Origin of the sequence: Actinomadura logoneensis (genome assembly GCF_003428695.1) — a bacterium.
Classification (GTDB): domain Bacteria; phylum Actinomycetota; class Actinomycetes; order Streptosporangiales; family Streptosporangiaceae; genus Spirillospora; species Spirillospora logoneensis.
Genome location: NZ_QURH01000743.1, coordinates 1 through 3,529, shown reverse-complemented (window position 1 = coordinate 3,529; position 3,529 = coordinate 1). Strand labels below are relative to the sequence as shown.

General features: G+C 77.6%; 3 protein-coding genes. 2 read left to right on the top strand and 1 reads right to left on the bottom strand.

Annotated features, from left to right (window positions below; translation table 11 throughout):
* On the top strand, window positions 1–1,005 hold a 1,005-nt coding region (locus DZF91_RS26565), incomplete at its 5' end, for a sensor histidine kinase (RefSeq protein WP_147341396.1).
* Entirely contained in the window at window positions 1,002–1,640 is a 639-nt protein-coding gene (locus tag DZF91_RS26560) for a response regulator (protein ID WP_117359911.1), read from the top strand. The genes DZF91_RS26565 and DZF91_RS26560, both read left to right, overlap by 4 nt.
* 276 nt (window positions 1,641–1,916) lie before the next feature.
* On the opposite strand, the gene DZF91_RS26555 is transcribed toward DZF91_RS26560, so the two are convergent.
* Window positions 1,917–2,885: a hypothetical protein gene (locus DZF91_RS26555; RefSeq protein WP_117359910.1), complete on the bottom strand. Its 969-nt coding sequence runs from the start codon at window positions 2,883–2,885 to the stop codon at window positions 1,917–1,919.
* Window positions 2,886–3,529 lie beyond the last annotated feature (644 nt).

Genomic DNA, 3,529 nt, shown 5'->3' with positions numbered 1-3,529 from the left:
GCCTGGTGGCTGGCGGCGGTGGGCACCGCGTGGCTGGTCCTGCTGGCCCTGGCGCCCGAGGCCGTCTGGGTGGCCTTCCCGCTGTACTTCCTCCAGCTCCACCTGCTGCCGCGCCGTGCCGGCCTGGCCGCCGTCATCGCCACCGCCGCGGCGGCCTGCGCCGGGTTCGCCGTCCACACCGGCTCGGCCGGTCCCGCCGTCGCCGTCGGCCCCACGCTCGGGGCCGCCGTCGCGGTCGCGGTGGTCTGGGGGTACCAGGCCCTGTACCGGGAGAGCGAGCAGCGCCGGCGGTTGATCGAGGAACTCACCGCCACCCGGGCCGACCTGGCCGCCGCCCAGCACACCGCCGGCGTCGCGGCCGAACGCGAACGGCTGGCCCGCGAGATCCACGACACCCTGGCCCAGGGCCTGTCCAGCATCCAGCTGCTGCTGCGCGCCGCCGAACGCGCCCTCCCCGGCACCCCCGACACCGCCGCCCGCCACGTCCAGGCCGCCCGCCAGGCCGCCGTCGACAACCTCACCGAGGCCCGCCGCTTCGTCGCCGCCCTCACCCCGCCCGCGCTCGAGGGCACCACGCTGGCCGGCGCCCTGCAACGCCTGTGCGCCACCACCTCGGCTCGGCACCGGCTCACCGCGCGCTTCCACCTCACCGGCGACCCCGCCCCGCTCGCCACCGCCCACGAGGTCGCGCTGCTGCGCATCGCCCAGTCCGCCCTGGCCAACACCGTCCGCCACGCCGACGCCACCACCGCCGACATCACCCTCGGCCGCCGGGACGACCACGTCGTCCTCGACATCGCCGACGACGGACGCGGCTTCGACCCCGCCCGCCTGCCCGCCCCCGACCCCGAGACCGGCGGGTTCGGCCTGGCCGCCATGCGCGCCCGCGCCCACGCCCTCGGCGGCACCCTCACCGTCGCCTCCGCCCCCGGCCACGGCACCACCCTCACCGCCCGGCTCCCCGCCGCCCCACCCACCCCGACCGAACCCGAGGCCCACCCATGACCGACGCGCCCATCCGCCTGCTGCTGGCCGACGACCACCCCGTGGTGCGCGCCGGACTGCGCGCCGTCCTGGAGACCGAACCCGGCCTGGCCGTGGTCGCCGAGGCCGCCACCGCCCAGGAGGCCGTCACCCGAGCCGCCCGGGGCGACATCGACGTGGTGCTCATGGACCTGCGGTTCGGCAGGGGCACCATGGGCGGCGCCGAGGCCACCGCCCAGATCACCGCCCGGCCCGGAGCCCCCCGCGTCCTCATCGTCACCACCTACGACTCCGACGCCGACACCCTGCCCGCCATCGAGGCCGGCGCCACCGGCTACCTCCTCAAGGACGCCCCGCCCGAGGACCTGGCCGCCGCCGTCCGCACCGCCGCCGCCGGACGCACCACCCTGGCCCCCACGGTCGCCGACCGGCTGATGAACCGGCTGCGCACGCCCGGCGCCAGCCTGACCCCGCGCGAAACCCAGGTCCTCACCCTGGTCGCCGACGGCCTGTCCAACCAGGCCGTCGGCGACCGCCTCCACCTCACCGAGGGCACCGTCAAATCCCACCTGGCCCGCATCTACGCCAAACTCGACGTCGACTCACGCACCGCGGCCGTCGCCACCGCCACCGACCTCGGCCTCATCCGCCGCTGACCGGCCCCCGCCCCTGGCGACCGCACCGACCCCTGCGCCCCCGCGCCTGGCGACCGCAGCCGCCTCACGGACGTCGGGAACGGGATGTGATCCCTTCTTGCCGTGCCTCCGTCCCACCCCTGACGTGGCATCCGCGTGACAGCTGCATATGCCCTGAGCTGCATACACGCTGTGCGGACGGGGCGGGGCCGGGCCAGGGTTCCCCGGGCGTGCACGGGATTTCCCGAGATCCACGGGGATCTCGGGAGAATCACGGCGTTCCGGCCGAGGGCGGTCTCAGGGGTTGGTGAGGGTGTCGGCGACGCCCTCGAAGTCGGCCGCGTTCAGCGTCAGGGAACCCGAGTCGCTGATCGCCTGGGTGGCCGCCGCGCGACCGAGATGGTGGGTCGCCGCACGGTCCAGGTACGCCTCCACCAGACGCGCCCCGGTCACCCGGCCCCGGCCCTGCAGCGCCGACAGGTCGCGCCGCACCACCGGCCACGCGTCCTCACCGACCCGCAGCCGCCGCTCCTCGGCCAGCAGCCGCAAAAGCGCCTCACGCTCACGCGGCTGCGACAGGTCCGGCAGCCGCACCGCCCGCAGGTCCGTCACCAGCTCGGGCGCCGCCGCCGACAGCTCACCCACCCGCGCCGGCGCGCACGTCCCGACCAGCGCCGTCTCGCTGACGCCCTCGAGCCGGGCGCGCGCCAGCGCCGCCGAGTAGCCCGGACCGCGCGGGTCGTCCAGCACCAGCGCGTCCAGGCCGTTCAGCAGCAGCACATGCCCCGCGTGGCTCGCGAGCAGGTCCGCCAAGCCCTCCGGACCCGCAGCCGCCACCTCCTCGGCATGGACCGCGCGGACCTCGCCGCTGCCCGCCTCGACCTCCGCCAGCGCCCGCGCCGCCATCCGCGCCAGCCGCCGCTGCCCGCTCGACGGCTCCCCGATCAGCAGCAGCCCCGGCGCCGACGCGCTCGACACCTCCTGGCCGCGCAACCGCCGCGCCCACTTGCCGCGCCGCCGCACCTCCGTCACCACACGCTCGATGTCGTCGGCCCCGCACAGGAACCGGATCCCGTACGCCTCGGCGACCTGCGGCCCCTGCGGCGGAGCCGGAGCCTGCGGGACCGGGGGAGGCGGCTCGGCCACCGGCGCGGGCGGCGGCGGCAGCACCGGCTGCGCGCCCGCATCGGCCGTCGTCGCGTCCACCGGCCACACGGCCCCCGGCGCCGCGGCCCCGGCGGACGGCGCGCCACCCGGAGACGGCACCGCACCGGGGTACGGCGCTCCTGCGGACGGCGAAGCGGACGACGAGGGCGACGAGGGCGAGGCAAGCGAAGCGGGCGACGAGGGCGAAGCGTGGGACGCGTCCGCCGTCGTCGCGTCCGACGGACGGAAAGCACCGCCCCGCACGTCCGCACTGGGCGTGCCGGCTGAACGGCCCGCGCCCGGGTCGAACTGCGTCGCCTCCGGATCGGCCGACGACCCGGCCCAGCCACCGGCCGGCGGAGCCGCAGGCCCGGAAGGCGGCACCCGGTACGCCGGATCCGCCGTCGTCACACCCTGCTGGAACCCTCCACCGGACGCCCCGCCAGGAGCTCCGCCGATCCCGGGCCCGGCAGGCGGGTACCCCGCACCCGGCGCAGCCCAGCCGCCTGCCTGCCCCTCACCGCCCGACCCCGCGGAACCGGGGTTCAGCACGGTGGGAGGAGCGGCACCGGGCACACCGCCCTCACTCGGATTCAACGCGGTCGGCGGAGCCGCGCCCGGCCCAGCCATGCCGTCGGGAGCCCCGCCGAAAGCGGAGCCGGGGACGCCACCGGGCGCGGAGCCCGGGCCGGGAGGTGCGCCGACCGAGCCGAACGCCGCCGCCTCCGCGCCCGGCTCACCCGCGCCGGGAACGTGGGGAGGCG

What these genes read in the sequence shown, in the direction of transcription:
- DZF91_RS26560 (WP_117359911.1), top strand. Translation starts at nt 1,002, where the DNA reads ATGACCGACGCGCCCATCCGCCTGCTGCTGGCCGACGACCACCCCGTG.